The sequence below is a fragment of the Pseudomonas sp. Irchel s3b5 genome (genome assembly GCF_900187435.1).
Taxonomy (GTDB): Bacteria; Pseudomonadota; Gammaproteobacteria; order Pseudomonadales; family Pseudomonadaceae; genus Aquipseudomonas.
The window spans coordinates 22,492-49,033 of record NZ_FYDY01000014.1 but is presented as its reverse complement, the minus strand read 5'-3'; the positions used below and the strand labels follow the sequence as shown (position 1 = coordinate 49,033).

Annotated in this window: 26 protein-coding genes and 2 pseudogenes; 17 read left to right on the top strand and 11 right to left on the bottom strand. The window is 52.9% G+C overall.

Features of this window, described 5'->3' with window-relative positions; genetic code table 11:
* The first annotated feature begins 6 nt into the window (after positions 1-6).
* Both CKW15_RS16195 and CKW15_RS28785 read left to right on the top strand, forming a co-directional pair.
* Positions 7-1,236: an NAD(P)/FAD-dependent oxidoreductase gene (locus CKW15_RS16195; protein ID WP_095152400.1), complete on the top strand. Its 1,230-nt coding sequence runs from the start codon at positions 7-9 to the stop codon at positions 1,234-1,236.
* A gap of 696 nt (positions 1,237-1,932) precedes the next feature.
* Positions 1,933-2,685 (top strand): annotated as a pseudogene (locus tag CKW15_RS28785) (reverse transcriptase domain-containing protein); the annotation flags it as partial.
* Here CKW15_RS28785 and CKW15_RS16185 read toward each other — a convergent pair.
* Positions 2,674-3,062 (bottom strand): annotated as a pseudogene (locus CKW15_RS16185) (group II intron maturase-specific domain-containing protein); the annotation flags it as partial. The pseudogenes CKW15_RS28785 and CKW15_RS16185 sit on opposite strands and share 12 nt — an antisense overlap.
* 189 nt (positions 3,063-3,251) lie before the next feature.
* Between CKW15_RS16185 and hpaR (CKW15_RS16180) the strand changes: the two are divergent.
* Positions 3,252-3,674 carry a homoprotocatechuate degradation operon regulator HpaR gene (gene hpaR, locus CKW15_RS16180; protein ID WP_095152399.1) on the top strand — a complete coding sequence of 141 codons (423 nt, stop codon included), beginning with the start codon at positions 3,252-3,254 and terminating at the stop codon, positions 3,672-3,674.
* A 64-nt stretch (positions 3,675-3,738) separates the two neighbouring features.
* Here hpaR (CKW15_RS16180) and hpaI read toward each other — a convergent pair whose 3' ends face one another.
* The 8 genes from hpaI to CKW15_RS16140 all read right to left on the bottom strand — a co-directional run bounded on the left by hpaI (position 3,739) and on the right by CKW15_RS16140 (position 11,049).
* Positions 3,739-4,539, bottom strand: a complete 801-nt coding sequence (gene hpaI, locus CKW15_RS16175; RefSeq protein WP_095152398.1) for a 4-hydroxy-2-oxoheptanedioate aldolase — start codon at positions 4,537-4,539, stop codon at positions 3,739-3,741.
* Between the two features lie 18 nt (positions 4,540-4,557).
* Complete coding sequence (hpaH, locus tag CKW15_RS16170; protein WP_090454405.1) at positions 4,558-5,361, bottom strand: 2-oxo-hept-4-ene-1,7-dioate hydratase; 804 nt, start codon at positions 5,359-5,361, stop codon at positions 4,558-4,560.
* A 12-nt stretch (positions 5,362-5,373) separates the two neighbouring features.
* Positions 5,374-6,678 (bottom strand): MFS transporter, encoded by a 1,305-nt coding sequence (locus tag CKW15_RS16165; RefSeq protein WP_095152397.1) that lies wholly within the window; start codon positions 6,676-6,678, stop codon positions 5,374-5,376.
* A 43-nt stretch (positions 6,679-6,721) separates the two neighbouring features.
* Entirely contained in the window at positions 6,722-7,114 is a 393-nt protein-coding gene (locus tag CKW15_RS16160) for a 5-carboxymethyl-2-hydroxymuconate Delta-isomerase (protein WP_095152396.1), read from the bottom strand.
* 62 nt (positions 7,115-7,176) lie between these two features.
* The gene (gene hpaD / locus CKW15_RS16155; RefSeq protein ID WP_095152395.1) at positions 7,177-8,034 is read right to left on the bottom strand and encodes a 3,4-dihydroxyphenylacetate 2,3-dioxygenase; all 858 of its coding nucleotides are present in this window, start codon (positions 8,032-8,034) and stop codon (positions 7,177-7,179) included.
* Positions 8,035-8,141: 107 nt separating this feature from the next.
* Entirely contained in the window at positions 8,142-9,602 is a 1,461-nt protein-coding gene (gene hpaE, locus CKW15_RS16150; RefSeq protein ID WP_095152394.1) for a 5-carboxymethyl-2-hydroxymuconate semialdehyde dehydrogenase, read from the bottom strand.
* Positions 9,603-9,607: 5 nt separating this feature from the next.
* Entirely contained in the window at positions 9,608-10,378 is a 771-nt protein-coding gene (locus CKW15_RS16145) for a fumarylacetoacetate hydrolase family protein (protein WP_095152393.1), read from the bottom strand.
* Positions 10,375-11,049: a fumarylacetoacetate hydrolase family protein gene (locus tag CKW15_RS16140; protein ID WP_095152392.1), complete on the bottom strand. Its 675-nt coding sequence runs from the start codon at positions 11,047-11,049 to the stop codon at positions 10,375-10,377. The genes CKW15_RS16145 and CKW15_RS16140 overlap by 4 nt, the downstream gene beginning before the upstream one ends.
* 177 nt (positions 11,050-11,226) lie before the next feature.
* Between CKW15_RS16140 and hpaA the strand changes: the two genes are divergently transcribed.
* Positions 11,227-12,129 carry a 4-hydroxyphenylacetate catabolism regulatory protein HpaA gene (hpaA, locus tag CKW15_RS16135; protein ID WP_077431812.1) on the top strand — a complete coding sequence of 301 codons (903 nt, stop codon included), beginning with the start codon at positions 11,227-11,229 and terminating at the stop codon, positions 12,127-12,129.
* Positions 12,130-12,254: 125 nt separating this feature from the next.
* Complete coding sequence (hpaR, locus tag CKW15_RS16130; protein WP_095152391.1) at positions 12,255-12,677, top strand: homoprotocatechuate degradation operon regulator HpaR; 423 nt, start codon at positions 12,255-12,257, stop codon at positions 12,675-12,677.
* 59 nt (positions 12,678-12,736) lie between these two features.
* On the opposite strand, the gene CKW15_RS16125 is transcribed toward hpaR (CKW15_RS16130), so the two are convergent.
* Positions 12,737-13,300 carry a MarR family winged helix-turn-helix transcriptional regulator gene (locus tag CKW15_RS16125; protein ID WP_159953406.1) on the bottom strand — a complete coding sequence of 188 codons (564 nt, stop codon included), beginning with the start codon at positions 13,298-13,300 and terminating at the stop codon, positions 12,737-12,739.
* A gap of 281 nt (positions 13,301-13,581) precedes the next feature.
* Between CKW15_RS16125 and CKW15_RS16120 the strand changes: the two genes are divergently transcribed.
* The 7 genes from CKW15_RS16120 (at position 13,582) to CKW15_RS16090 (ending at position 19,812) form a co-directional block, all read left to right on the top strand.
* Entirely contained in the window at positions 13,582-14,829 is a 1,248-nt protein-coding gene (locus CKW15_RS16120) for a Rieske 2Fe-2S domain-containing protein (RefSeq protein WP_090454420.1), read from the top strand.
* A 77-nt stretch (positions 14,830-14,906) separates the two neighbouring features.
* Positions 14,907-15,866, top strand: coding sequence for a PDR/VanB family oxidoreductase (locus CKW15_RS16115; protein ID WP_056723249.1), 960 nt, complete (start codon positions 14,907-14,909; stop codon positions 15,864-15,866).
* A gap of 97 nt (positions 15,867-15,963) precedes the next feature.
* Positions 15,964-16,809 (top strand): ABC transporter substrate-binding protein, encoded by an 846-nt coding sequence (locus CKW15_RS16110; RefSeq protein WP_095152389.1) that lies wholly within the window; start codon positions 15,964-15,966, stop codon positions 16,807-16,809.
* A 13-nt stretch (positions 16,810-16,822) separates the two neighbouring features.
* Positions 16,823-17,812: a fumarylacetoacetate hydrolase family protein gene (locus CKW15_RS16105; protein WP_218239567.1), complete on the top strand. Its 990-nt coding sequence runs from the start codon at positions 16,823-16,825 to the stop codon at positions 17,810-17,812.
* 11 nt (positions 17,813-17,823) lie between these two features.
* Complete coding sequence (locus CKW15_RS16100; protein ID WP_056723243.1) at positions 17,824-18,294, top strand: PaaI family thioesterase; 471 nt, start codon at positions 17,824-17,826, stop codon at positions 18,292-18,294.
* A 55-nt stretch (positions 18,295-18,349) separates the two neighbouring features.
* Positions 18,350-18,889, top strand: coding sequence for a cupin domain-containing protein (locus CKW15_RS16095; RefSeq protein WP_056723418.1), 540 nt, complete (start codon positions 18,350-18,352; stop codon positions 18,887-18,889).
* Positions 18,886-19,812 (top strand): 3-keto-5-aminohexanoate cleavage protein, encoded by a 927-nt coding sequence (locus tag CKW15_RS16090; RefSeq protein WP_095152386.1) that lies wholly within the window; start codon positions 18,886-18,888, stop codon positions 19,810-19,812. The genes CKW15_RS16095 and CKW15_RS16090 overlap by 4 nt, the downstream gene beginning before the upstream one ends.
* 101 nt (positions 19,813-19,913) lie before the next feature.
* On the opposite strand, the gene CKW15_RS16085 is transcribed toward CKW15_RS16090, so the two are convergent.
* Positions 19,914-20,510 carry a TetR/AcrR family transcriptional regulator gene (locus CKW15_RS16085; RefSeq protein ID WP_208601454.1) on the bottom strand — a complete coding sequence of 199 codons (597 nt, stop codon included), beginning with the start codon at positions 20,508-20,510 and terminating at the stop codon, positions 19,914-19,916.
* 284 nt (positions 20,511-20,794) lie between these two features.
* Here CKW15_RS16085 and CKW15_RS16080 point away from each other — a divergent pair, with 284 nt between their 5' ends.
* The 5 genes from CKW15_RS16080 to CKW15_RS16060 all read left to right on the top strand — a co-directional run bounded on the left by CKW15_RS16080 (position 20,795) and on the right by CKW15_RS16060 (position 26,532).
* Positions 20,795-21,793: a fumarylacetoacetate hydrolase family protein gene (locus tag CKW15_RS16080; RefSeq protein WP_095152385.1), complete on the top strand. Its 999-nt coding sequence runs from the start codon at positions 20,795-20,797 to the stop codon at positions 21,791-21,793.
* Between the two features lie 95 nt (positions 21,794-21,888).
* Complete coding sequence (locus CKW15_RS16075; protein ID WP_056723238.1) at positions 21,889-22,815, top strand: VOC family protein; 927 nt, start codon at positions 21,889-21,891, stop codon at positions 22,813-22,815.
* 19 nt (positions 22,816-22,834) lie between these two features.
* Positions 22,835-23,185, top strand: a complete 351-nt coding sequence (locus CKW15_RS16070) for a Rieske 2Fe-2S domain-containing protein (protein ID WP_095152447.1) — start codon at positions 22,835-22,837, stop codon at positions 23,183-23,185.
* Positions 23,186-23,575: 390 nt separating this feature from the next.
* Positions 23,576-24,172 (top strand): transporter, encoded by a 597-nt coding sequence (locus CKW15_RS16065; protein WP_095152384.1) that lies wholly within the window; start codon positions 23,576-23,578, stop codon positions 24,170-24,172.
* 656 nt (positions 24,173-24,828) lie between these two features.
* Positions 24,829-26,532 (top strand): DUF1302 domain-containing protein, encoded by a 1,704-nt coding sequence (locus tag CKW15_RS16060; protein WP_095152383.1) that lies wholly within the window; start codon positions 24,829-24,831, stop codon positions 26,530-26,532.
* Positions 26,533-26,542 lie beyond the last annotated feature (10 nt).

Sequence of the window (26,542 nt, the reverse complement as noted above, 5' to 3'; positions counted from 1 at the left end):
AGCATAATGTCAAATAATAACAATCAATGGCGCCCTGGTCGTCGAGTCGCAATCGTGGGGGCCGGTCCTGGAGGAGTGTCTGCCGCTATTGCTATGCTGAAACAAGGTTACGATGTAAGGATCTTCGAACGAAATCCAGAACCAAAGCCACTCGGGGGGGCAGTATTGCTTAGTACACCTGTCCTCGCAATTCTCAAGTCGTACGGAATCGAAATGAGCAACTTCGGCTCTTACACGACAGTTGAATTTCAGAACAGCAAGGGCGAGTATCGTGCCGATATTCCGTTTAATCCATCTGTCGAAAAAGCGTTTGGCATCAAAGGATGGTATTACGGTGTTCTGCGCTCCAGTGCGTTCGCAAAAATGCTGGACCTACTTCCGGAAGGTATAATCGTCCCAGGCTCGGATTTTGAATCCTATCATGAGCATGACGCTGGCATTAGTGTAAGGTTCGCCAATGGTACTTGTGTCGAGGCCGATATATTGGTCGGGTCTGATGGAGTTCGTTCTGCCGTATGTCGCCAGGCGTTTGGTGAACAGGATCTTTTCCACGTCGGTGTGCGAGTATGGTTGGCCTGGTGCGATCCAATCGATGGAATTCCGCCTAATTCTGGCGTGATCTCTCACTCTCATAAATATCAGGCAAGTTTCTTTCCTATGCTGCACGATGGGAAGCCAGGGTATGAGTGGTGGATTGTTGAACCGGCGTCAGAGAAAACCGCTCGGCCAAAAGATCCTCAACAATATATTCGTAATATTGTTAAGAACTGGGCAGATCCAATTCCAAGGCTTGTCGAGGCCACTAATTTCAATTCTCAGATTTTTTGCTGGGACGTCTACAATAAGCCATCCATGAAGACGTGGAGCAAAGGCCGAGTTGTTTGCTTAGGTGATGCAGCTCACCCAGTATCTCCCTATGCAGCTTATGGTATGGGCATGGCGATTGAAGATGGGTACTTCCTGGCAAAATTCCTCAAAGGTCGAGATCTATCCGACCTGAGTACGGTTAAAGACTCGTTCAGTAAGTTTGAAGAGCAGCGGGTTGCGTACACAAATCATCATGTGGAGTTTGCTCGTAAACTCGGGAACTTCTTCCATCACATGCCATACCCGCTTGCCAAAATGAGGGACTTCTTCTTGGATAATACCGGGTTTCTCAATAAAATGTTGACCAAGGATTATATTGAGGACTCAGAAAAGATGAGTCTTTCTTTGTCAGAGTTGCACGTCAATTGATCGTTTTGGGCGGTAGCTCCTACCGCCCATATCCTATTTTGCGACACTATCTTTTTGATACTGGAATTCGATATTTAGTCTTTTCAGGGATGTGGCGCATGCCTGCTCGAAAATTCCGCTTTTCATAGTCGATGCACCTGTATTTATTGATATGGTGGAGCATGCTAAGAAACATCGAGTTAGGCCCGCGATATATGTTAAGCTTTGGTGCGATTGCTTTCATTGTAATCTTGCTTGGCTATTTTTCATTATGTTAAGTTGGGAGGATGTCAGAGCAGTCAGAAGTAATCGGGGAAAAGTGGCTTCCAAACATTGTTTTGTTAAGCAATATGGTTAAAGTCCAGTTGAAATCTCATATAGTCATGAGTCAACTTGTAACTTTGACCGATCCTGCTCAGCAAAAAATACACTGAATTACCTTCGGGGATTGAAGGTATAAATTGCAGGCCTTAAGCAAAACGTTGGGGCTGGGCTCCCAGAGCCAAGTGACCGTGAGGAGTATGATAAATTTAATACGGCTGAAAAACGCTATACCGCGGAACAAAATCGGATTTTAAGTTTTATTCAGAATAGTTAATGGGTGGCGGCCACTGAGTTATTCAGCGGAGAGATTGTGGCTCATGGCGCACAGTTTTCTCAGATGTCAGATAATCTGATGAAAATCAATATGGTTGGATACAGTCAAGCCTCCAGCGCACAGCATGGGCAATGAGCCTGCTTTGTACTCACTCACACCAGATGGCGATGTTCTCGGCCAAGTTGCAAGAAGAGGTGTGGGGCACGAATCCTGATTCTACCGCTAGCAGTAGTATTGCCCCCTTCGGTCGCACTGAGGAAGTGGAAGGCGGCGTGACCTTCAGCTGGGAAATGGGCTGGAGTTCAGGGTGCGACCACGCGGAGTGGGCGATTATGGGTTTCCGACGAAAAAACGTCGAAGGTACCCAGGCTTACTGCTTTGCAATCCTGCCTCGTCTCGACTACGAGATCCATGACGATTGGTACGCTATCGGCATGCGTGGCAGCGGTAGCAAAACTTTGATCGTCAAAGATGCCTTTGTGCCTGAACATCGTATCCAAAAAGCGAAGGATAAGCGTGTGCTCAGACTGATCCGTCGCTACCTCGAAGCCGGGATAATGTCGGGCGGTATCACCAGCCGACGGCAGGAAAGGACGCTGCAAGGCGGCCCGCTCTCGCCGTTGCTGTCGAACATCCTGCTCAACGAACTCGACCGCGAGCCGGAACGGCGGGGTCATCGCTTCGTGCGTTATGCCGATGACGCGAACATTTATGTGCGCAGCCAGCGGGCTGGCGAACGAGTGATGGCCAGTGTTGAGCGTTTCCTGAGCCAGCGCCTGAAACTGGTGCTGAATCGGAAAAAGAGCCGCGTGGAACGGCCTTGGACCTGCGACTACCTGGGTTATGGCATGAGCTGGCATCAGCAACCTAAGCCGATCCCACAGCTTCTTTGGTAGCACCTGATTCATATGTGACTCTCCCGAGTTCCACCATGGACACCGGCCATTGAATGTCGATGTGCAGGCGCGTGCTTCGTTGAGCCCAAGACGCATTAGTTGCGCGCCCTCGTGGAGGGCCGCTTCCATTGACGCTATATGGCACACCGAAGTTTGTGCCGCACCCAGCCATCAAGCTCCTCAAGGGGCCGTTTGCTCTGACTTAGCTTGAAGTAGCCAGCCCAACCACGCAGCACGGGGTTTATTCGCTCGATGGCATGTTTCATCGAGCGGCCCCGTACCCGGCGCAGCAGCTCCCTGAGCCGGTCGCGCAAGCGACGCAGGCTTAAGGTTGTCACTCTCAGTTTGAACTGGTCTCGATACTGGATACGATCAACCGGCTTAGCCGCATGACCTGAACCGACGTATACGGAACCGTACGTACGGTGGTGTGAGAGGACGGCGGCTGTGAAGCCGCCTCCTACTCGATAAGTAAGAAGCTTTATGGCTATTTTGGCGTGATAATATTATTAACATGATAACTAATTTCGAGCCGTTCTTAAATGCCCAAGCGCCGACAGTCTCTGACACTCAACTTGCTCCAGGCCCGTGAAGTCGCCATGAGCTTTTTCCGGCCCTCGCTGAAGGATATAGGCCTCACTGAACAACAATGGCGGGTTATGCGGATTCTCAGTCAGCAGGGCGAATTGGAAATTAATCGCTTGGCGGACTTGGCGTGTATTCTCAAACCCAGCATGACAGGCGTACTGGTGCGGATGGAGACCGCAGAGCTGGTCGAGCGACGGCGCTCAGAGCTTGATCAGCGTCGAGTACTGGTGAAACTAACCGATGCCGGTGATAGCTGTTTCGACAGTATGAGTGGTCGCATGGAAGAGAACTATGAGCGCTTGCAGGAGCGCTTCGGCGCGGAAAAATTGCAGACGTTGTTGGGGTTGCTCAACGATTTGAAGTCACTGAAGCGTTGATATGCGGGGGGTCACTGCTGGCGGAAACGACCGCCAGCAGCGACTATCTGCAATTGACCTGAAATTAGTAGACGCCGCCGGTACTGAGGGTGGCCGGGGTGTTTCTGAACTTGCTTGTCAGTGCTTGCAGGCCTTGCATCAGTACGGAGGTGTCGACGCCGACCGCTACGAATGCCGCGCCGAGCGCGATGTAGCGTCTGGCTAATCTTTCGTCGGCGCTGAGAATGCCGGGCGCTTTGCCGGCATCGCGGATTCGTATGATGGTGTCTTCAATTACTGCTTGAACTTCGGGATGGCCCGGGTTACCGCGATGGCCCATCGCAGCGCTGAGGTCGGCAGGGCCGATAAACACCCCGTCAACGCCTTCGACGTTGACGATGGCATCCAGATTCTCCAGGCCTTTCAGGCTTTCAATCTGCACCAGCAGGCATATTTGCTCGTCAGCCTTGTCCAAGTAGCCGGGCACGCTGTTCCAGCGCGACGCCCGCGCCAACGCGCTGCCTACACCGCGCACGCCACTGGGTGGATAGTGCACGGCACGCACCAGCTCTCGCGCTTGTTCGGCGCTTTCGACCATTGGTATCAGCAAAGTCTGGGTGCCGATGTCCAAAATCTGTTTGATCAACGTCGTGTCGCCAGCGACAGGGCGGATCACCGGATGACTGGCGTAGGGCGCTATCGCCTGCAGTTGGCCAAGCATGCTGCGTACGTCATTGGGCGCATGCTCGCCGTCTATCAACAGCCAATCAAAGTCGGCATTGGCTGCCAGCTCCGCGCAGTAAGGGTTGGCCAGGCCGAGCCAAAGGCCGATCTGTGCCTTGCCACTTTTCAGGCGTTGCTTGAATGTGTTGATGGGCATATCCATGAATCAGTCCTCCAGGAGTCAGACGAAGCGGCAGGAAATGGAGCCCAGCATGTCGTAGTCGACATGGAAGGTATCGCCTGGGCTGGCAGACACTGGACGGGTAAACGACCCGCCCAGAATAATTTGCCCCGGTTGTAACGTGACGTCGTAGGGGGCGAGCTTGTTGGCCAGCCAGGCGACACCTTTCGCGGGATGATTGAGCACGGCGGCAGAAACCCCTGATTCCTCGATCACGCCATTGCGGTACAAAACGGCTGGCACCTTACGCAGGTCGACCTCATGAGGGCGCACAGCACGCCCACCCATGACCACTCCTGCGTTCGCCGCATTGTCGGAAATGGTGTCGAAGACCTTGCGCGTGGCTTTGGTTTCGGGGTCGATCTGCTGGATTCGCGCATCAATGATTTCCAGGGCAGGGATCACCCATTCAGTAGCATCCAGCACATCGAAAATAGTGACGTTGGGGCCTTTGAGCGGCTTGCCGAGGATGAATGCCAGCTCCACTTCAACCCGCGGTACGATAAATCGATTAAAGGGGATATCGGTGCCTTCGTCGAACAGCATGTCGTCAAGCAACGCCCCGTAATCAGGTTCTGAAATATTTGATGAAACCTGCATCGCCCGAGAGGTCAGGCCAATCTTGTGCCCCACCAGCTTGCGTCCGTTCTTTATTTTCTGCGCCACCCAGGCTCGCTGAATGGCATAGGCATCTTCGATGGTGATCTGTGGATGTGCGAGGGAGAACTGCCCGACTTGCTCACGAGTGCGTTCGGCGTTGTCCAGTTGAGCAGCGGCTTGCTGGATGAGTTCTTGATCGAGCATGACGTGGATCTCTTAATGAGGATTGACGATGGCGGCGGGCGTGCGCAGCACTAGAAAGGCGCCTGCGACGATCAAGGTCGCGAGGACGTAGAGGGCAAGACTGGCGTTGTGGGTGGTGTCACGCATCCAGCCAATCAGATTGGGTGTCAGAAACGAGGCAATGCTTCCCAAAGAACTGATCAAGGCGATGCCCGCCGCCTGGGTACTGTTCGACAGGAATGCGGGTGGTAACTGCCAAAACATCGGCAGTGCGGCGCTCGCGCCCATACCCGCAATCACCAATCCGCCGATTACCATGAAGGGATCGTCAGGCAAAAGTCCGGCTACGGCGATACCGAGAGCTGACATGAGCAATGGCACACTCAAGTGCCACCGGCGTTCACGACGCCGGTCCGATGAGCGTCCGCAGGCGATCATGAAACCGCAGCCTGCCAGATAGGGCAGGGCACTGAGCAGGCCTACCTTGCCGTCGCTGCCAATCCCGGAGCTGTGAATCAGGGTAGGCATCCAGAAAGCTAGCGTGTTGACCGCCAACATGACCGCGCAATAGATACCCACCAGTAGCCAGACCTGCGGATTTCGCAGGATTGCGCCAAACGAGAGGATGGATTTGCGTTGCTCTTCGCTAGCCAATTGGTTGCGCAGTTGGTCTTTCTGCTCTTTGCTCAGCCAGCTGACCGACTCGAAGTTGTCAGGCAACACCTTGAGTACCAGCAAGCCGAGAAGCACGACTGGCGCGCCTTCAATCAGGAACATCCACTGCCACCCACGTAGGCCCCCGACATCATGAAAGCCTTGCAGGATACCGCCCGATAGGGGGCCACCGATGACCCCGGCCAGCGGCACGGCAATGGCAAACAACGCGGTTACTTGTGCGCGCCTGCTGGCCGGATACCAGCGATTCAGGTACACCAGAATGCCTGGGAAAAATCCGGCCTCGGCGACGCCGAGCAAGAAGCGCAACGCGTAGAAACCCTCAGCGCTCTTGATCAACAGCATGCTGGTCGACAGGGTCCCCCAGACGACCATCAACAAAGCGATCCAGCGTCGTGGCCCGATGCGGTCCAGAGCGATGTTGCTGGGTACACCGAACATCGCGTAGGCGATAAAAAACAGGCCCGCACCAAAGCCGTAGACGGTATCGCTGAACTGCAGGTCGGCGCCCATCTGCATCTTGGCGAAACCAATGTTGATCCGATCAAGATGAGCAAACAGGTAACACACCAGCAGCAGTGGCATCAGCCGCCAGGTCACTGTGCGGTGAGTCGACGTTGCGGCATCGCTCAAAGGCTGTGTAGCGGAAGTGGCTATGCTCATGATTTTGTACTTTTTGTGAGAGAGGCCGATGGGGGAGGGCTTGCTAATTCGCCTGCTGATTGAGGAAGGCATGCACGTTGTTGAGCTTAAAGTTCAGCTCGGGGTGCAGTTCTATCATTTCAAACGACAGCGCCAGCAGGCGTTCTGCCTGCAACGGTGCAAAGTGGGCGGTAATGACTTCGAACAGTTTTTCAGCGACCTGTTGGCGTGTCGCCAGGTCGCGGCCATGGCCTACCTTCAGCGTCATGTGAACGAAGGCGTAATCGTGTTTGCCGTCGGCCATACGCCACGTATCCAGTCGAACGCCTCGGCTACGGATTCCCCCCAGCGGAAATACACCACTGCTCCCAAGTGTCGCGTGGACTTTTTCAAAAAGGCCCGGCAAGTCGGCCTGTTGCTCGATGTTGTCGGTGTATTCAGCAATAAAATGCGGCATTGTGCCCTCCTGGGAGGTAGTTGCACTGAGCGGCGGGCGCGACCCTGCCGCTTGAGCGAAATTCAGAGCGGGAAAATGGCGTTGATCTGGCCGGTTCCGGAGCTGCCAAAGGGCTCCGTGAGGACTTCGACCGGCTTGTTGTAGTCCGGACCACCCAGCAGACCTAGGAGCATGGCGGTGTCGTGCATCTTGCCTTCGCCGAAGCAGTGTTCGGCGTAATCAGGAAGCATCGCGCAGAATTCTTTGAATCGACCTTCACGCCACAGCTTGACCACGTGCATGTCGACCTGCTTGTCGAATTCACGCGTCCAGTTGTGGATATTGGCTTCCGCCTCGCGATCGTCAGAGAAACGATGCGACAGAGAACCGGAGGCCAGCACCAGGACTTTGCGGTCGCTCTTCTCGATTGCGCGGCGTACGGCGGCGCCGAAAGTGAAGCTGTCTTCCAGGCGATGCCAGGCACACCAGGCCGCGATGGAAATTACTTTGAGTTTTTCGGCTGCAGGTACATCCATGTGCATGTAGCGCATGGGCACCAGGGTGCCGTATTCCAACTCCAGACTCGGGATGTTATGCGACAGCGTACGCACACCGGCTGCGTTGGCTTCCTCAGCGATCAGTTGTCCGAGCTCCGGGCAGCCAGGGTAGTGGTAAACCATATCCTTGATGAAATGCGGTAGTTCATTGCTTGTGTAAACACCACTGAAGTGCTCACCGTTGTTCACGTGGTAGCCGCTGTTCACCAGCCAGTGGACGTCGAACACTACGGCGGTGTCGGCACCCAGTTCGCGCGCGCGACGGCCTATTTCCTTATGTCCGGCGATAGCGGCAGCACGGCAACCGTGGTGTTTGCCCGGCAGCTCGGACAGGTACATCGACGGGACATGACAGACTTTTGCAGCCAGGACGACTTCGCCCATGATGATTCTCCTGAAATTATTCTTGTCAGTTCAGTTCAGCGGCCAGTGAAAACTGCGATGAGCCGATGCGCGCCTCATCGCAGCCTTCAGCAGCGGCTATCGGCTGCTCATAGTCCCCAGCGAGGAATGTGATGATTGCCCATGGAAATGCAAACGTTCTTGATTTCGGCGAAAACCTCGAAGCTGTACTGGCCGCCTTCGCGTCCGGTGCCGGAACCTTTCACGCCACCAAACGGCTGACGCAAGTCCCGCACGTTCTGGCTATTGATGAATACCATGCCGGCTTCGATGCCGTAGGCCAGGCGATGCGCCTTACCGATGTCCTGAGTCCAGATGTACGACGCCAGGCCGTATTCGGTGTCGTTCGCCAGTTGCAAGGCCTCGGCTTCATCCTTAAACGGAATCAGGCACACCACCGGACCGAAGATTTCTTCCTGGGCAATGCGCATTTTATTGTTCACATCGGCGAACACCGTCGGCTGGATAAACTGACCTCTGCTCAAGTGGGCTGGCAGGTTGGCCGGACGTTCCAAGCCGCCGGCGAGGAGGGTGGCGCCTTCTTCGATGCCGATTTTGATGTAGCCGGTGACCTTGTCGTAGTGGGCCTGGGTGATCATCGAGCCGACCTGGGTTTTCGGGTCTTGCGGATCACCAACGATCAAGCGTTTGGCACGTGCCGCGAACTCAGCCACGAACTGCGGGTAAACACTTTCCTGAATGAAGATGCGGCTACCGGCGGTGCAGCGCTCGCCATTGAGCGAGAAGATGGTGAACAACGCCGCGTCGAGGGCACGCTCCAGATCGGCATCTTCAAAGATCAATACCGGTGACTTGCCGCCCAGTTCCATGGAGTACTTTTTCAGGCCGGCGGTTTGCATGATTTTCTTGCCGGTGGCGGTGCCGCCGGTGAAGGAAATAGCTCGTACGTCCGGGTGCCGAACCAGGGCATCACCGGCAGTGGCACCATAGCCCTGAATGACGTTGAGTACACCGTTCGGAATGCCGGCTTCGACGGCCAGGCGACCCAGTTCGTTGGCCGTCAGCGGCGACAGCTCGGACATTTTCAGCACGGCAGTGTTGCCCAGTGCCAGGCACGGCGCAGTCTTCCAGGTAGCCGTCATGAACGGCACGTTCCAGGGTGACACCAGGCCGCAAACGCCCACCGGTTGGTACAAGGTGTAGTTGAGCATCTGGTCGTCGACCGGGTAACTGTGTCCGTCCATGCGGGTGCAGACTTCAGCGAAAAAATCGAAGTTGTGCGAGGCGCGAGGGATCAACACGTTCTTGGTCTGATGGATCGGCAAGCCCGTGTCCAGGGTTTCCAGCTCGGCCAGATGTGGAACGTTTTGCTCAATCAACTCGCCAAGTTTGCGCATCAGTCGTGCGCGCTCTTTGGCGGGCGTATTGGCCCACTTAGGAAAGGCTTCCTTGGCCGCCGCCACTGCTTGTGCGACTTCTTCAGCTCCGCCACTGGCCACTTCACCAATCGCTTCGCCGGTGGCCGGATTGTAGTTGGTGAAGGTATCTTTGCTTTCGACCTCACGGCCATTGATCCAATGTTTGATCATCTTGCTCAAGCCTCTTTACGAGCGGAGAAGAATTCCGCTTCGCTGACAATTCGATTAACGAGGCGACCAACGCCTTCGACTTCCACGATCACTTCATCGCCTGGAACTACGTCTGCAAGGCCTTCCGGCGTACCGGTGGCGATCATGTCGCCTGGCTGCAGGGTCATGAAACTGGACAGGTATTCGATCAGGTAAGGGATGTCGAAGATCATGTCTTTGGTCGAGCCTTCCTGGCGCAGCTCACCATTGATCCAGGTGCGCAGTTTCAGATTGCTCGGATCGGGAACATCTGCAACATCGACGATCCACGGACCGACCGGCGTCGTGGCGTCACGGTTTTTTACCCGCAGATTCGGGCGGTAGTAGTTTTCCAGGTAATCGCGGATCGCGTAGTCGTTGCAGACCGTGTAACCCGCCAGGTATTCCAGGGCGTTTTCACGTTTGACGTTGCGTGCAGGCTTGCCGATGACCGCAACCAGCTCGCACTCATAGTGCATGTAGGCAACATTGTCAGGCCGCCAGGTGATCTGATTGTGGCCGGTGTAGGTCCCTGGTGATTTAACGAACACCAAAGGTTCGGTTGGCGGCGCGAAGGCAAGTTCGGCAGCGTGATCGGCATAGTTCAGGCCGAGGGCAAACATGTTGCCATTGGCCGGCGGCAGCCACTCGACCTGCTCTTCGCTGAGGGAGCGGCCATCGGTCAAATGCACGATGTTGTCTGCATCAACCGTGACGGAATGTATTTGACTTTCGAATCGTATACGAGCGTGTTTCATACGGTGCCCTCCTGCTCGGCAACGATGACATTGGTCAGGCATCCCAGACCTTGGATTTCTACGTCTACGCGGTCACCAGGCAGGACATCGACACGACCCAAAGGTGTGCCGGTGATCAAAACATCTCCGGCATACAAGGTCATGAACTCGCTGATTTCGGCGATTAACTGAGGAATCTTGCGTACGAAGTTTGCGGTGGAGTCTTCTTGTCGAAGCTCGCCATTGACTCGTAGTTGCAGGGACAAGTCGTGCGGATTGGAAAGCTGTTCACGCGGTACGAACTCCGGGCCGATGGCACAGAAACCATCGCGACATTTTGCTTTCACGGCAGGGCGGTAGTAACTCTGTTCCGGAAGGCTGAATTCGTTGACGATGGTATAGCCAGCAACATGATCCAGAGCCTCGTCAGCGCTGACTCGACTCGCATCTTTGCCAATCACCACCCCCAGAGCCGGCCCAGGCTGCAATGAAATTCCTGCACCAGGATGCACCACGGCGCCGCCATGTACGTTGCGCGTATTGGGCGTCTTGATGAACAGAACCGGTTTGACGGGCAGCTTTTGGTACGGCGATTGCTCGAATTCAGAAAGGCGCTTCAGCAGCAATCCCTGGTAGTTCAGCGCTACACCGAGCAAGGTGCCGGTCGCGATGTCATGCAAGGCATGGCTCATGCTTCTCTCCTGGCAGTGGCGGGACGGGAGGTGTCCGGCCTAATTATTGTTAACATGTTATCGTTATAATTAATATGTTAATGATCGTCAAGCGCCTTATTGTTCATGGCGATTTACTCGCAACGAGTGCACCATGGGAGCGGGGGATGTCTGGACAAGAAAAATGAGAAATGTGTGATGAACGATCGGTATCCAATTCCTAACATCAACATCGGCCAGGTCTACGATCAGCGTTACAGCGATAGCGAAGTGCATTACGACAAGCTCGGCAACCTGGCGGGTTTCTTTGGTCGCAACATGCCAGTGCACCGCCACGATCGATTTTTTCAGGTGCATTACGTCAAGAGCGGAACGGTGAGGGTTTATCTAGATGATCAGCAGTACGTCGAGTCTGGCCCCATGTTTTTTCTTACCCCACCGACGATTCCCCATTCCTTCGTGACGGAGGCGGACAGCGATGGCCACGTGCTCACCGTTCGCCAGCAGTTGATCTGGCAATTGATCGAAAGCGATCCTGGGCTGGCATTGGGGCCGCAACTTCCCGCAGCCTGTGTGGCGCTTGATCACCTCAAGCCTGAGCAGCAAAGCGAATCGCGGCGTCTGGCATTTTTATTCGAAGAGCTGCGAGGGGAGATGAACGGTGGGGCCGCCGGTCACAGCGCAGCGGTGCTAAGCCTGACTCGACTGATCATGGTCAGCGTATTAAGGCTGTGCGCAAACCCTCTCGAAGCGACGCCTACGCGACGTGAAGACTTGCAGATCTTTCATCGATTCAATGCACTGATTGAAGAGCATTATCTGGAGCACTGGGCGCTTGGCCGTTATGCGCAGGCCATTGGCGTTACCGAAGCTCGGCTTAACGATGTCTGTAGGCGTATTGCCGATTTGCCGTCCAAACGCCTAGTGTTCGAAAGGGTCATGCAGGAAGCCAAGCGTTTGCTGTTGTTCACGGGCAGCTCGGCAAATGAAATCTGCTACCTGCTGGGTTTCAGGGATCCGGCGTATTTCAATCGTTTTTTCCAACGCAACGCACAAATGACGCCAGGAGAGTATCGCCTGCGACATTCGGGGTTTCGCTAATGACCTGTATTTAGGGTGACTGCAGCGGGGTTGTTTCTGGGGACAGGTGCGCGGCGACCTCCAGCCGGTTGCGCTACTGAAGCACCAACCGTAAGCTGTTGGCTGGTTCACATAGTCCACTCAATATGCCCAATCCCAGACCTTCCCTGACACTCACTTTGCTCCAGGCTCGCGAAGCGGTTATGACGTTTTTCCGTCCTGGCCTGAACGATCATGACTTGACCGAGCAGCAGTGGCGAGTCATTCGAATTCTTCGCCAACAGGGCGAACTGGAAAGTCATCAGTTGGCACATCAGGCTTGTATTCTAAAGCCCAGCATGAGTGGTGTGCTCAAGCGCCTGGAGCGCGACGGACTGGTCATTCGCAGGAAATCGGCTGAAGATCAGCGCCGCATTTTCCTCAATCTGACCGAGCAAGGGTATGAATGCTTTTTGTCGATGAGCGAAGGGATGGAGCGCAATTACCTCGAGATCCAGCGGCAGTTTGGTGAGAAAAAATTGCAGAAACTGCTCCAATTACTCGAAGATCTTAAAAAGATCAAGCCCTGAAAGGGGTGACTGCTTTTCCAATCGGCGACATCCACTCATCCACCGTTTTGGACTGCTCATCACAGACCAGAATCGTCAGAGCGTGCGAGCGGGTTTTCACTAAGGGGAGTAATCTCCATCCACCCGGCCTCCAACGAATGCAACAGATGGCCAATCTGATCAAGCTCACCTTCTTTGCTATCGAGCGAATCGAGGCATTTTGAACTCGATTCCGCCAGACGGGTGATAGCGACATCTACCAAACGCATTCCTTCCTCACTCAATTGAATCAATTGGCCTCGGCGATCACGTGGATCGGGAATACGGTTGGCGACGCCGCGTTCTACCAATTTGTCCGCTCGATAGGTGGCGGCGCCCGACGTCACCTTCAGCAGACGAAAGACATCGGTAGGGCGCATGCAGTAAGGCGGGCCGCTTCGCCGTAAAGCGAACAGCAGCATGAGATCCTTCATCCCCAGTTCAAGGTCGTCCGCGATTACCTCTATGTGGTGATCGATCAACATGGCGAGGCTTCGGATTCGGAGTGTAATCGCCAATCCAAGGTGATCCAGATCCGGACGTTCGTTACGCCATGCTTGCGCAACGGCCTCAGGGCTGGCGGCAGGAAACAATAAATCGCTCATGCAAAATCCATCAGGTGGCTTTGAGGTGATCATACCTCAGTGTGAACCGGGTGTGCCCTGCAGCTATGGCGCTGCCAGGGCTGTCATTGAGGCGATGAACCTCAGTGCACGGGAGTCGACGGAGCGCTCACGGCAAAGCGTTAACATGCTAACGAATTTTCTTGACGAGCTCTAAAAGCGAGAATAGCCTAAAACTATCTTAAAGACTGAGATACTTTGTTATTAAGATAGTTTTGGCCGCTTAGCTGCGGCTCTTCTAAAAAACAAGAACGGGGCTCGCTATGCTGACCGCTGAACAGAACCGCCTGCTGACGGACGTTTCCCCTGGCACACCTCTGCACAGGTATTGGAAAAGACAATGGATTCCAGCGCTGCGCAGTGAGGCGCTTGAGCCGGGAGGAACGCCACAACGTGTCGAATTGCTATGCGAAAAATATGTCGCCTTTCGCGCGGATGATGGTCATGTCGGATTCCTCCATGAGGCATGTCCCCATCGCGGCGTTTCGCTCGCGCTCGGTAGAAATGAAGGTAACCGCCTGACTTGCATCTTCCACGGCTGGAGTTTTGACACGCAGGGCAACTGCACCAAAATGCCAACCGAGAAGGACCAAGCTTTTTGCAAAAAGGTAAAGGGGCAAGGGTTCGAGGTGCGAGAGGGGGGCGGTATTGTGTGGGTGTACTTGGGTGAGGGCGAAGCGCCGGCCTTCACTGATTATGCATTCACCTATTTTGATCGTAAGCACGCCAGACCGCGGGCTTCCTATAACGAAGCGAACTGGTTGCAAAACGTCGAAACGTTAATGGACTCGGCCCATATCGGACTGCTGCACCATGACACCACGGCGAACCCGGAGCTTCCCCAGGCCGGGCTCCAGCTCGTCACTGGCAACGACACCCCCAAGTACACGCTCGAGAGCAAGCCGTATGGCTTACGGTCGTATTCGTTGCGCACCACGGGTCAGGAGCAGGACTACCTTCGGGTGACCGAGTTTGTAGCACCGGCGAGCGCGTTCATTGGTACCACCGAACAAGAAGCGGGATTTCTGATCATCGTAGTGCCGGTTAACAATACGCGCAGTCTTCAGTGGTATGTCTATTGGGATTCGCGCCAACCTATCGATGAAAACCTCCCGGATTTCGCGCTGGATGGTACTGATGAATCCGACGACAACTTCGCAGCGTCCCGCCAAGGTCTTCTCAACTATGGGCAAGATCGCGAAGCAATGCGTGCCGGTCGGAGCTGGACAGGCGTTCCGGGCGTTATTTTTGAGGATTACGCCGTTGCCGAGAGCATTCCCATTGTCGATCGGACGCGAGAGTTCCTGGGTAGCGGGGATCTCGCAATTGTCCGTTTACGGCGTGAATTGATGGAGCGGATTCGTCAATCGGAAGCCAATGAAGACAGCGTCCAGGCGCAGGCGAGCGACTACCGTTCATTGAGAGCGTTGGCTGACATGATTCCTGTTGGGACCGTCATTCAGGACTACACGGAGCAGAAGCGTCAAGAGCGCAGAATGACTTATCTCTGAGCCCGTCAGGCCGTCAGCTCGATGAGCTGGCGGCCGAACGCTCCACTAACAATCCATGGTTCGGGCTAGGTTGCGAAATGCCAAACACATTCCAGGTGTACATCAAATCAGTCACCCATGAGGCAGATGGGGTACTGGCGTATGAGCTAAAAGGGCTGGAGGGTGTGACGCTTCCTGCATTTACTCCAGGGGCGCACATTGACGTCATTGCTGAGGGTATTCCTCTGCGTAGTTACTCCTTGCTGAACGATCCTTCCGAGAGAAATCGTTACGTCATAGCGGTAGCCAAAGACCCTAAAAGTCGTGGTGGATCGATCATGATTCACGAACGCTTGCGTCCTGGGGACAGGTTGCAGGTCAGTGAGCCAAGAAACCTGTTCCCCCTTGCTGAAGGCGAGCACCGTTCTGTGCTGATCGCGGGTGGGATAGGGGTTACGCCGCTTTGGTGTATGGCGCAGTACTTGAATAGCAAAAAAATGGACTGGGAGCTGCATTACTTTGCTCGTAGCGTTAACCACGCCGCGTTGATCGACGCGATGCAAGGCCACATCACCCAGGACAAGGTCCAGTTGCTGTTGGGGTACGACGTGGAGGCTACCGTCGCTCACATTCAGGAGGTTTTCCGTGGTGATGATGGAACCCGACATTACTATTGTTGTGGGCCGGCTGGGATGATTCAGGTCTATTCCGAGCAAGCAAAGGCGCTGTCCATCTCTGATGGCAGGGTTCACTTCGAGAGCTTTATACCGCTGCAGGAAGCCGCGACGTCGGGTGGGTATGAGATCGTACTGGCGAGGACCGGGAAGACTCTCAGGATGGAGCAGGGCAAAAGCATACTCGATGCGCTGATTGAAAACGGTGTTGAGATGATGCATTCCTGTCGCGAAGGCATCTGTGGTGCTTGTGAAGTGCGGGTGCTGGAGGGCACGCCAGACCATCGCGATTCAATTCTCAGCGAGGCGGAAAAGCAGGCAGGCAAGACGCTCTTTGTCTGCTGCTCGGGAAGCAAGACACCTCGTATGGTGTTAGACCTGTAATACCCCCCTTCTGACGGCTTAATCAATCGATGGTCACCTCGTTGACAATACGGTACGTATAGTTTTATATGTGAGGTAATTTCAACGAGAATAAAAAATGTCCAACGACTCTCTTCGAGTGATGTGGTTTGTCCCTCCTGCTATTGCGGTATCAGCCTCGTGGCAAACGCCGGCGGATTTGCGTATCGAGTCTTCGATGACTCAATCGTCTGATGAGCAGTACTCGTCACTCTGTGCAGGAGAGGTCGACGCGGTCGTAACGTCAATCGACAACGTTTTGCACTGGAACCGCCGGCAAGGTCCACAAGACTTCGTGGTGATTGCTCAGATTGAAACCACCACGCCGTTACAACTGGTCGGTTCCTCGGCGCTATCCGCTCCTGCAGATTTGCGCGGTGCCAACATTCTGGTGGACGCCCCCGAGAACGGTTTTGTCATTGCCCTTCGAGCGCTACTCAAGGAAGCAGGGCTCCGCGCTGACGATTATCGCCTGACACCCGTTGGCGGGGTGCGTGAGCGGTTTGCGGCTCTTGTTGCGGGGGAGGGGGATGCGACCTTGCTCGGGCCGCCGTTCGACACCATGGCGGTTCAGCGGGGACTCAAAACTATTGCAACGATTCAGGGTGTATTTACCAATTTTCCTGGTCAAGGACTGGTCGTGAGGAAGTCGGCTAGTCAGGCGAATGACGCCCTGAAAGCGTGGGTACGCATCCTCAACGCAACACTTACGACCATGCCTGGCGACACGGTAAAGCTGACAGAGGCTTTGGAGCTGCTTGGCATGCCTGTCGAAGCAGTAAAAGCAATGGTGAATACATTTCCTGAAACGCTGACGCCTTCTCGCGAGGGTCTTGAGCTTCTTATTGGGCAGAGGGCGTTGCTAGGGTTGCCCGGCGCGGATTTTACCTATGAGCAAATTGTCGACGTCTCATTCTTACAATAATTCGGAGGTACACTTGAAGAAGTTCTCGCTCGGTACATTTTCTTTAAAAGCCAATCCACAGCAACGCTTTGCTGGCCTGGTTATTGACGCAAAGGTTATCCCAGTCAGTCGCGTGGCTGAGGAGTTCGGAGTTGATATTCTCCGAGAAAAAAGTGTGCTGTCGCTACTTGAAAACTGGAATGCCAGTTACTCCGCGCTCGAATCGATTGTCAATAAAGTCATTACGTCGTCCTGGTATGATGAAAATCAACTCACGTTTCGCCCTGCAGTTGATCTGCCGCGTCAAGTGTTCTGCACAGGCGCAAACTATCGAAAGCATGTAGTGGATTTGACCGTCGATTCAAATGTCGGTCCAGAAGGGCTAAGCAAGGAAGAATTGAGGACTTGGGCTGAAGACATGATGGATGACAGGGTCGCTAATGGAGAGCCCTATGTATTTACCAAGCCCGTCTCTGCCATTTCGGGAGCCTATGACGACTTGGTTCTTCCTCCCACTACCAGCAAGCCTGACTGGGAGCTTGAGTTGGCCGTAGTGATAGGCAAGGAGGGCTACAATATCCGTGTGGAAGATGCCATGGATTATGTAGCCGGTTACACAATCGTCAATGACATTTCGGCTCGCGACCTCATTCCACGCACTGATTACAAGATGCTCGGTACTGACTGGCTCAGATCGAAAGGGCAACCAGGCTTTCTTCCGCTTGGTCCGTATCTGGTTCCCAAGCAGTTCGTTGAAGATCCCCACAGCCTCTCGATGCAACTGACAGTGTCCGGCAAAATAATGCAGGATGAGACGACGGCAGATATGCTTTTTGGGATTGAACAACAAATCGCATACATCTCGAAGTACGCAAAGCTATTGCCCGGCGATGTGATTTGTACAGGCTCCCCTGCAGGTAATGGAACTCATTACAATCGTTTCTTGCGCGACGGCGACATTATGATTGGCACAATTGCCGGACTGGGTGCGCAACGGCAGAACTGCATCAGTCATTCAGGTTGAGGTAACGTCTTGTGCAAAAAATCATTGACAACCCAGACCGAGCTTTTTTGGAGCGTGCTATTTCAGAAGCCCAATTTGACATCCCGTTTGAATTGACTGCTGGATTAAGTGCACTTGGCGCGAGGTTGATTAATGGCGGCCTTGGCATTGTCGAACTTAGTTTCGAAGCGCCATTAACATCCCTTCAGGGAAATGGCGTTGTATCCGGTGGCACATTGATGACCATGCTCGACTATGCCATGGCTTTTGCAGTACTCAGCACGCTGCCCTGTGGGCAAACCTGTGCCACTACCAGCATTACGGTGAATATGCAGGCGGCTGCGAAGCCATCGTTGTTGAAAGCAAAGGCAACAGTTGAACGTGTGGGTCGTCAAATTGCGTTCGCCAGGGCCGAACTTCATGACCCTCAGCGAGAAGTGCTGATCGCCAGTTCGTCAGCAACATTTGTGGTTATGCCAGTGAGTCGCCTAAAGGCGGTATGACTCAAAAAATTTGATTAATAACGAAACTAAACGAACCGTTTTTTGAGGTTGCATGATGAATAACATTACCGAAGTGGCTTATAAGCCAGTACGGAGGATTGTCACTGGTCACAACGAAGCTGGTGAGTCGATTATCACCAGTGACGCCAATACACCAAATGTTCTGGCACAAGCTGGTAAGCCGGTTGCACAGGTCGTCTGGGCAACGGGTGTTGGGCGTGCGGGCGGTTTGGATCCAGCGCCAGCCGGACATAAATTTGGTTTTCATTCTGATGAGGGTTCGCTCCTTCGAATAGTCGACTTCCCGCCAGATGAAGTTTATGACCAGGAAAAGTTGGTCGAATTTCTTGATAGTGAAGGTGTGCGCGACAAGAAAAAGCCTCGACATTTCTGGTTCCACAAAACGCAATCCCTTGATTACGCCGTGGTACTCGAGGGCGAGATTGTCGCGATGATGGATCACGGTGAGACCGTTATGCGGCCAGGAGACGTACTGGTACAGCGCGCAACCAACCACAGTTGGTCGAATCGTTCCGGGCGTAACTGTCGAATGCTGTTCGTCCTGTTAGCGCTAAAAGAAGGAGAAGAACTGTGAGAAAAATTATAATAACCGCCGCTATCACGGGCGGGGCACATACGCCGTCGATGTCTCCTCATCTCCCGGTTACTCCTCAGGAGATTGGCGATCAGGCGATCGAAGCGGTAAAAGCGGGAGCGGCGATCGTTCATCTTCACGCTCGAAACCCTGAGGATGGTCGTCCTACTGGCGATCCTGAAATCTTTCGTCAATTCGTCTCGAGAATTAAGGCCGAAACGGATGCCATCGTGAACATTTCTACGGGCGGTGGTGGCCCGGGAATGGCAATTAGCGAGCGTGCGGCGGCGGGTGTAGCGCTACAGCCGGAAATGTGCTCCCTGAACATGGGGTCTATAAACCTCAACCTTTCCGAAATGGCCAGCAAGGATCGAGAGTGGCGTTACAGCTGGGAAGTGGAGCATCTTAATGCCACAAAGGATCTGGTCTTCCGCAATACTTTTTCCGATATCGAATGGATCCTGCGAACCATTGGTGATACCGGTACCCGCTTTGAGTTCGAGTGTTACGACGTCAGCCACTTGTACACGCTGAAGTATTTCCTGGATAAAGGACTGGTTAAGCCGCCATTGTTCATCCAGACAATTTTTGGATTGCGCGGTGCCATGGGGGCTCATATCGAAGATGTGATGCATCAGAAGCGAACCGCAGATCGTCTATTTGGTGATCAGTATCACTGGTCAGTATTGGGCGCAGGTAAAGACCAGATGTCGCTAGCGACTCTCGCGGCCATTATGGGCGGCAACGTCAGAGTGGGTCTTGAAGATAGCTTGTACATCGGGCGCGGTGAGTTGGCGGTTTCTAATGCCGCACAAGTGCGGAAAATCCGAAGTATCGTGGAACAGTTGGGGTTTGAAATCGCTACGCCTCAAGAGGCAAGGGAAATGCTCGCGCTAAAAGGAAAGGCAAATACTAACTTCTAATTCTTTATCCAGCAGCTCCCTCCAGTGAGTCGCACCTTATGTTGTGAAATATACAAGCCGGCCATTAGGTCGGCTTTTTAGTATGGAAATCATGGCGATTTTCAGGGTTTCGAGCCCAACAACTCGCATATGTAATTGATATGTGATTCAGCAAAGGATTCGTCCAGAGGCGCGTGACCTATCAACAGGCGCATATAAACCGGTCCATAGATCAAATCCATAAGTACTTCGACATTTGAACCTTTTGAAATGTCGCCGCTGTTTTTCCATTCGTCAAGCATCTCTCTGACGACTGCTCTACGGCCGTAATGAAATCGCTCACGGAAGACGCGAAGGATGGCTGGATCAGATTGACCCTCGGCGATAATTTGAGCGACGAGCCGGCCAGGCCATCCTGAATATTGGTTCACCAAAGAATGGAAATGGTGTGCTATGGCGTCGCGTGGGCGCATGCCTCGAGGAAACGTTGTTTTAATCAAATGCTGCTCAATAAACGCATCGATTACCACAGAAGCCTTGGATTCCCACCATCTATAAATGGTCGCCTTGCTGACTCCTGCCTCTCGAGCGATCGCTTCAATAGAAATCGCTTGAATCGATTTGTCTTGAAGGAGGCTGATAGCAGCCTCCAGGATCTGTCTGCGCGTCGCTTCACTACGAGGACGTCCAGCAGGCGATGAGGTGTTCTTAAGCTGCATTGATGGGTTCCTTGGCTCCGCGGCCTGGGGATGTTCTGGCTGATTCATTGCGTGCACTTATAAACAAAACGAGACGATCAGTATATTTGTCGCAAGACAAAATTACCAATTCGGTGTTAGGTTCCAAATTCCGATAGAAAAGACAAAGCAACAGGGGCCATAGAGGTAGATCTATCGAGAAAAGCGCTAATTTTTGATCTTTACAAAACGGTGCGTGTCGTATAGCTTTGAACCCTGAAAACCTGGTTCAGGTTCATTCGAGTCAATAAAAAGAGGAAGATCACATGAAGCTCGGCCGAATTTCTGTTAACGGGCCCGACGGCGCCGAAGCCCGTTTGGTGCTGGTAGTTCCTGAAGAGAATCGGGTCATCGACCTGAAACGCGCGCTCCATGAACAGTTGGTCAAGGAAGGCTCTTCCCGGGAATCCGCTCTGCAATATGCCAATGCTGTTTTCCCTGGCAGTATGTCGGCGGCAATTGCACTGGGCACACCGTTTACCCAGGCTGCTGAAAAGATCAACGCAAAGCGGCCAGATGCACATTCAATCTCATTCGATAGCGTGAATTGGTTGCCAGCCTCGGATCCCTCAGTGGTGCGGGATGGGCTGACTTTCGTTGGCCATATCAAGGGCTTCCATGAAAAGATTGGCGCGCCGCCTACTCCAAATCTTTTGAAGGTGCCTGGCTACTTCAAAGGAACCCCGCATACGGTCATTGGGCATGAGGCTGAAGTTCCTTGGCCGGGATACATTCAGTACATGGACTACGAGCTTGAGCTTGGTTACGTCATCGGCAAGCGTGCAGAAAGTCTGCGTCCTGAAAACGCGCTTGATCATCTGTTTGGCATCACCATCTTCAACGACTTCAGTGCCCGCGATTGTCAGGCGGTCGAAATGCCGATTGGGATGGGTCCCACCAAGTGTAAAGATTTCGCCTACGGTATAGGGCCTTGGATTACCACAGTCGATGAATTCAAAGACCTGGACCGGATCGGTATGGAAGTTCGCGTCAATGGCGAGACTTGGGGTAAGGGTGATAGCTCCAATAAGCTGTGGACGGTTGGCGAACTCATCGCATGGGCCAGTCTTGGTGAAGTTATCGTTCCTGGCGATGTGATCGGTTCGGGTACCATGGGCGGTGGTTCAGCTTTGGAGCTTGATCGTAGGCTCCAGCCAGGTGATGTCGTCGAAATGATCGTTGAGGGGGTCGGCACCCTGCGCAACACAATGGGGCAACCGATCCCGGATCTTTGGTGGCCCGAAGAACGCAAGCCATTCATGTGACGCGTAGTTAAAACTCACGCGCGCATCAGAGATTTCAGGCCCGGCAATGGTTCGGGCCTGACATAACAAAAACGCATTCTTTGATAGGTGTTGAAATGAACATCCTTGGCCCGGACACTTTGTATTTTGGTGTTGACGATGTCGCGCTAAGTGAGCGCTTCCTGGAAGATTACGGCCTTGAGCCGGTAGGGGGCGGACGCTTTGAGGCATTGGATGGAACTGGTGTAGTTATCAAACATCGTGACGATCCGTCGCTACCTGCCTGGAATTTGCCGACCGCAAACATGCTGCGCAAGACAATGTATGGCGTAAAAGACATCGCGACTCTCGCGAGCATCCGGAAGGAATTTGAGGGCGAGCGTGAAGTCAAGGTTCTGGCCGATGGTTCACTGGAGTTAGTGGACGATCTCGGATTCGCTCTGGGCTTTCAAGTTTCGATCAGAAAGCCGCACAAACTGCCCGCCGAGCGCGTAAACGCGCCGGGAGATATTCACCGTCCTGCGAACAAAACCGGTGTGGATGAAAGTTCCGAGCTCGCTCCCAAGCCACGAACGCTCTCTCACGTTGTCTATTTCGTTCCAGATATCGAAAAGGCAGAGCGCTTCTATGCGGATCGTCTGGGCTTCAAACTCACCGACAAATTTGTCGGGATGGGTCCATTTCTGCGTCCTGCGGGTACTTTCGACCACCACACCCTTTTCTTCATTCAAACCCCGCCGCATTTGCAGGGATGCGAGCACTTTACCTTCCATATGGGGGGGCCTCAGGAAGTACTGCAAGCCGGCTATGCGTTTGCAGCTAAAGGTTATGAGTCATATTGGGGGCCGGGGCGACATAAGTTTGGGTCTAACTGGTTCTGGTACTTCAACACCCCGTTAGGCTGCCACATTGAATACGACGCTGATATGGATCAGCACGACGATGACTGGTCGCCGCGCGTAGCTCCTGCAATCATGGATAACTCCCAGGTGTTCCTCTTCCAATGGCGTGAAAAATGGGCTCCTGGCGGCAAGCCTGATTAATAAGGGGGGTAAGTTGAAGATGGCAAAATCTGATCGCCGCAGGCTTTGCCATCTCGAGCAAATTGCGCCAGGCCAATCTTTGGGGTTCAGGAAGGAAAGCACAGGTCCCGACGACATTTTTTTAGTCAATGACTGCGGAAACATCTATGGCTATAAAAATTCTTGTCCCCATTGGCCCGGTTCAACTATGCCAGTTCGCAAGAATCGATATCTCGACAGCGAGTCCAGTCATATCGTTTGTAGTGGTCATGGTGCGTTGTTTGAAATTAGTTCGGGGTTGTGCATAAAAGGCCCCTGTATTGGCTTGCGTTTGACTCCTGTGAGTTTGGAGATTACCGAGATGAAAGAAATATTTTTACTGGAAGAGTAGCATCCAGAGGGTTTTTGGCAGATCCCTATATTATTTGATTGCGTCAATTTCCATTGCCAAAAACAAAAACAAGAAAAGAACGCGTGATGAAGACTCCAGCTGATTTTCGCCTGGTGATTTTTTTGGTGTACTGCTGTTTGCCGCCAAATCGATGGCGCTTGAAGGAGGTGCTTCCAGTTATCCATTGGGTATTGTAACTGTCATGAGTGGGGCAGTAGGTGCTCCAGGTGAAATCCACGCCTATACATACAATAAAACTGTTGCCATAGATTCAATTCGAGATAGGCAAGGAGATAAGGTATTTCAAAAGGCTAAAGGAAGAGTTCACGCTCATGCTTTGAGATTAGTACATACGCTTGATGGGCCAACACTACTTGGCGGGAACGTTTCATTGCAGCTCGCAGTTCCTTAGTTGCCGGTCACCTGGATGTTCCTGCATTGGGAGCATTTGGTAGAGACTCCTCGAATGGAATGGGCGACCCATTATTCGGTGCCTTGGTCAGCTGGCAGTCTCCAACCTATCTTCATAACCTGGAGTTGGATTTTGTAGCGCCTTGGGGCAAATATGATGACCACGCCTTGATTAATCCAGGAAACAATAGTAAGGCAATTTATGCTGCTTACGCCTTTACCTGGTTTCCAATGCCGCAAGTTGAGGTCAGCTCGAAGATCAGTGTCAACTACAGTTACGAAAATCCAAAGACTGACTATAAATCTGGAGTGCAGGTCGTTGCAGACTATGGATTTAACTATCGACTGACCCAGAACTGGCTGGCAGGTATTGGTGGATATTTGTCGACTCAGTTAAATGATTACCAGTCCCACGGGAATGATGTAGGTAATCGAACCAGATCCATAAAGGTCGGCCCGCAAGTGGGCTACGCAAGTCGGGATTTTGGCGTAGTACTCGGCTATCAAAAAAATGTTTATGCTCGAAATGCTTCGGAAGGCGACACGGTGATGCTCAATGGAATGTTTAAATTTTAATTAGGTGCTGCAATTTTACGCTTGGCTTCTAGTGCAAGCGTTTTTTTTAAAAAATCATTGTGGCGATTTGGCTTTATTGCCCCTGACGCCATCTGCCATTCAGCGCGTGTCGATTCTTAGGTATAGAGAATCGATACATGACGCTATTTTGTTCCTTTCAGGTTGAACTCTTAACCTCAACTTTTCTTGCAGTTACCTTGCAGAACATAACAAATGGAAACGTACAAAACGGTACGTTCTGTTTTGTTTGTAATTTTCGCCGCTTAGCAGATGAACGGTGAGATTGCGCCTGCGCGTTGTCTGTTCACCCGGCAGGAAAGGGGTCGGCAACTTTCAAACCTCAAAAGATCACAACTATCTGTCTTTCAGCGCTGTCTGTTGGTGGATCCTCGGATTTAGACGCTGCCTGGGTAACGAGATGCCAGCCACCCCCCAACAGGGAACCGTAGGCAAAACACATCACCCCGGGGCTTGACAGGCCTGGTTGATAGCTGTAAGTATACGAAACGTCCCGTATCGTATAATTTGATGGGGATAGTCATATCGCTGATGCTCGGTGAGACCCGAATAGGTATATGAGTTTTCGGAAGGAGCGGTTAAGTAGCGTAAATTTTCAGTTAAGCGAAGCCTAATACAAAAACAAAAGAGGTTCGTATATGCGTGTAATAAAGTCTACTGCGTACTCATATCCGTCGCCTTCAGGGCGGCCAAAGTTTCTATCATGCGTTCTAGCAGGCGGTGCGCTGAGTGTGATATCGATGAGTGCAAGTGCATTTCAAATTGATACGGGCGACAATGATCTTAGTGCACGCTGGGATAACACCCTCAAGTACAGTTCTGCATGGCGTCTGAAGGACCCAAGCAGCAAGCTTTCGAAAAGCGAAGTCAGCCTGAACCAGGATGACGGTGACCGTGCTTTTGATAAGGGCCTTATCTCTAACCGTTTTGACCTGCTCTCGGAAATGGATATCGGTTACCGTAATTTTGGTGGTCGTCTAAGCGGGGCAGCCTGGTTCGACACCGAATACCAGAAGGACAACGATAACAACAACCCCGCGCGCGCGAATCAGGTGTCGGTTGCCTATGACGAATTCACTGATGACACTCGACATCTGCACGGCGGTGATGGTGAATTATTAGATGCATTCGTCTACTGGAATGGTGAAGTTGCGGATCGAGCTTTGTCCTTTCGTTTGGGTCGTCATGGCCTGATTTGGGGGGAAAGTCTGTTTTTCGGGGCCAACGGGATTGCTGGCGGAATGGCTCCGGTGGACGTGGTAAAGGCTATTTCAGTACCCAATACCCAGTTTAAGGAAATCACCAGACCAGTTAGTCAGTTGTCTACTTCCTACCAACTTACTGATGCGCTTTCGTTGGGTGCGTTCTATCAGTTTGAGTGGGAGGAAACACGATTACCTGCGGCGGGTAGCTATTTTTCCACCCTCGATATGATGGGAGAGGGGGCTGAGCGCCTGATTGTCGGGGAGCCATTCCCTGATTTTCTCGGTGGTAATCCAAGCAGCCCTGCGGCCTTTTTTCATGGTAAGGACAAAAAAGCCCGGAGTTCTGGACAGGGTGGCCTGCAGTTACGCTATGCAGCTGAAACGGTTGATTACGGGCTTTATGCTATCCAATACCATGATAAAACCCCGCAGTTGTACCTCCGTCCTGGCGTAGGCGCCCCTAATTTTGCAACCGGACAAGTAGGTGAGTTCTTCTGGGTGTATCCGGAGGATATACGCGCACTGGGCGCAAGTTTTACCACGTCAGTGGGTGAGTATAACTTTGCCGGGGAAGCGTCTATGCGCTGGAATATGCCCCTGGTATCGAATGGTCAGGTCGTACTGCCAGATGTAGACGCTGACAATGACAATCATCCACTTTACGCGGTCGGGCGGACTGCCCACGTGAATTTGAACGTGCTCGCATCTCTCGAGCCAACTTTCATATCCAATGAGGCCAGTTTGATCGGTGAAATTGCCTGGAACCGTTTGTTGAAGGTTACTGAAAACCGATCAGCACTGGATCCGAATGCTACAGATGACGGGGTAGGGCTAAAGTTGGTGTATACACCAACTTATCGTCAGGTCTTCCCGGGCGTCGATCTTGGTGTTCCGCTAGGTGTCAGCTACTTCCCAATGGGTAAGTCGGCTGTAGTTGGCGCTTTCGGTTCTGATAAAGGTGGTGATTTCAATATCGGTGTAACCGCCACCTACCTTGATCGTGTCACTTGTGGTTTGACGTACACACATTATTACGGTCCATCTGACACTACGCTCAATGAGGCCAGCCAGTTTAATTATAAGCAATCATTTAAAGATCGGGATTACCTGGCCTTCTCTATCAAGAGCACTTTCTAAGAGGACTTGA

Bases quoted from the DNA above. Each gene is read 5' to 3' on its own strand.
- CKW15_RS16145 (WP_095152393.1), bottom strand. From the start codon at position 10,378: ATGAAACACGCTCGTATACGATTCGAAAGTCAAATACATTCCGTCACG.
- CKW15_RS16060 (WP_095152383.1), top strand. From the start codon at position 24,829: ATGCGTGTAATAAAGTCTACTGCGTACTCATATCCGTCGCCTTCAGGG.
- hpaE (WP_095152394.1), bottom strand. From the start codon at position 9,602: ATGATCAAACATTGGATCAATGGCCGTGAGGTCGAAAGCAAAGATACC.
- hpaA (WP_077431812.1), top strand. From the start codon at position 11,227: ATGAACGATCGGTATCCAATTCCTAACATCAACATCGGCCAGGTCTAC.
- CKW15_RS16070 (WP_095152447.1), top strand. From the start codon at position 22,835: ATGGCAAAATCTGATCGCCGCAGGCTTTGCCATCTCGAGCAAATTGCG.
- hpaR (WP_095152391.1), top strand. From the start codon at position 12,255: ATGCCCAATCCCAGACCTTCCCTGACACTCACTTTGCTCCAGGCTCGC.
- CKW15_RS16085 (WP_208601454.1), bottom strand. From the start codon at position 20,510: ATGCAGCTTAAGAACACCTCATCGCCTGCTGGACGTCCTCGTAGTGAA.
- CKW15_RS16195 (WP_095152400.1), top strand. From the start codon at position 7: ATGTCAAATAATAACAATCAATGGCGCCCTGGTCGTCGAGTCGCAATC.
- CKW15_RS16140 (WP_095152392.1), bottom strand. From the start codon at position 11,049: ATGAGCCATGCCTTGCATGACATCGCGACCGGCACCTTGCTCGGTGTA.
- CKW15_RS16160 (WP_095152396.1), bottom strand. From the start codon at position 7,114: ATGCCGCATTTTATTGCTGAATACACCGACAACATCGAGCAACAGGCC.
- CKW15_RS16120 (WP_090454420.1), top strand. From the start codon at position 13,582: ATGCTGACCGCTGAACAGAACCGCCTGCTGACGGACGTTTCCCCTGGC.
- CKW15_RS16115 (WP_056723249.1), top strand. From the start codon at position 14,907: ATGCCAAACACATTCCAGGTGTACATCAAATCAGTCACCCATGAGGCA.
- CKW15_RS16075 (WP_056723238.1), top strand. From the start codon at position 21,889: ATGAACATCCTTGGCCCGGACACTTTGTATTTTGGTGTTGACGATGTC.
- hpaI (WP_095152398.1), bottom strand. From the start codon at position 4,539: ATGGATATGCCCATCAACACATTCAAGCAACGCCTGAAAAGTGGCAAG.
- hpaR (WP_095152399.1), top strand. From the start codon at position 3,252: ATGCCCAAGCGCCGACAGTCTCTGACACTCAACTTGCTCCAGGCCCGT.
- CKW15_RS16125 (WP_159953406.1), bottom strand. From the start codon at position 13,300: ATGAGCGATTTATTGTTTCCTGCCGCCAGCCCTGAGGCCGTTGCGCAA.
- hpaD (WP_095152395.1), bottom strand. From the start codon at position 8,034: ATGGGCGAAGTCGTCCTGGCTGCAAAAGTCTGTCATGTCCCGTCGATG.
- CKW15_RS16165 (WP_095152397.1), bottom strand. From the start codon at position 6,678: ATGAGCATAGCCACTTCCGCTACACAGCCTTTGAGCGATGCCGCAACG.
- CKW15_RS16080 (WP_095152385.1), top strand. From the start codon at position 20,795: ATGAAGCTCGGCCGAATTTCTGTTAACGGGCCCGACGGCGCCGAAGCC.
- hpaH (WP_090454405.1), bottom strand. From the start codon at position 5,361: ATGCTCGATCAAGAACTCATCCAGCAAGCCGCTGCTCAACTGGACAAC.
- CKW15_RS16110 (WP_095152389.1), top strand. From the start codon at position 15,964: ATGTCCAACGACTCTCTTCGAGTGATGTGGTTTGTCCCTCCTGCTATT.
- CKW15_RS16095 (WP_056723418.1), top strand. From the start codon at position 18,350: ATGAATAACATTACCGAAGTGGCTTATAAGCCAGTACGGAGGATTGTC.